Here is a 911-nt window from a genome sequence, read left to right as displayed (position 1 = left end):
GAGGCCAAGCGCGCGGCCTCCGAGCCCGATCGGCAGGCCTCCTGGCTGTACGCGCGCGACATCGTCGACGGCGTGATCGACAATCGCGACGCGATCGACGAGCAGATCACGACGTTCGCGAAAGACTGGTCGCTGCAGCGCATGCCGGCCGTCGACCGTGCTCTGCTGCGGATCGGCGCGTGGGAGATCCTCTACAACGACGATGTGCCCACGGCCGTCGCGATCGACGAAGCCGTGGAGCTCGCGAAGGAGTTCTCGACCGACGACTCCGGCTCGTTCGTGCACGGCGTTCTGGCGCGCATCGCCCGTTCGTCCTGAGCGCGGCTGACGCGATTCGACGCGGTCCCGGCTGTCCGCCGGTGACCGCGTCGCGGCGTTTCCGGGTGGAGTACGGGGGCGCGAGGGGGGACCACGTTTCGCGGGATCTCGAGGTCGAGGGCGTTTCTCGGCGCGAACGGAACGGTCTCGCGCGGCAGGGGAGCCGCCCCCTGTCGGAGGTTCACGGCAGGATGCTCCCGTGACCTCCTGGCGCGAGCTGCTTCCCGGGAGCGAGACGGCCGCGTTCGAGCCGCTCGCCCTCGGCGTCGAGCTGCGCCAGCGCGAGGCGTACGACCCGTCCCGGTGGGAGGCCCGTGCCGTCGTGCCGGTGACGCCGCGCCTGCTCGCCCAGCGCCAGGACGACCTGCAGCTCGTCGCCCGTCCGCTCGTCCGAGGCGCACGCGAGGCGTGGATCAAGGCGGATGCCACGTGGGATGCCGTGCGTCGGTCCACCGGCCGTTTCGACCCCGCGCAGGTGCGCTGGTTCGCCGAGCTGCACGCCCTCGCGCAGGCTCTGCGGACGACGGGACCGTTCGCCCCGTCCGGCGACACCGTCGCCCTCGACACCGTCGACTCGCCGTTGCTCTGGCCGC

The 911-nt window shown here is 72.1% G+C and carries 1 protein-coding gene and 1 pseudogene; both read left to right on the top strand.

All coding sequences use genetic code 11. The features are described from left to right. A partial coding sequence (gene nusB, locus NS220_RS18795) for a transcription antitermination factor NusB (RefSeq protein ID WP_058625468.1) occupies positions 1-318 on the top strand: 318 nt, incomplete at its 5' end. A 199-nt stretch (positions 319-517) separates the two neighbouring features. After that, positions 518-911: pseudogene (locus NS220_RS18790) on the top strand (DEAD/DEAH box helicase); the annotation flags it as partial.

The organism is Microbacterium testaceum, from assembly GCF_001476655.1.
Taxonomy (GTDB): Bacteria; Actinomycetota; Actinomycetes; order Actinomycetales; family Microbacteriaceae; genus Microbacterium; species Microbacterium testaceum_C.
This window is presented reverse-complemented; position numbering and strand designations above follow the sequence as displayed.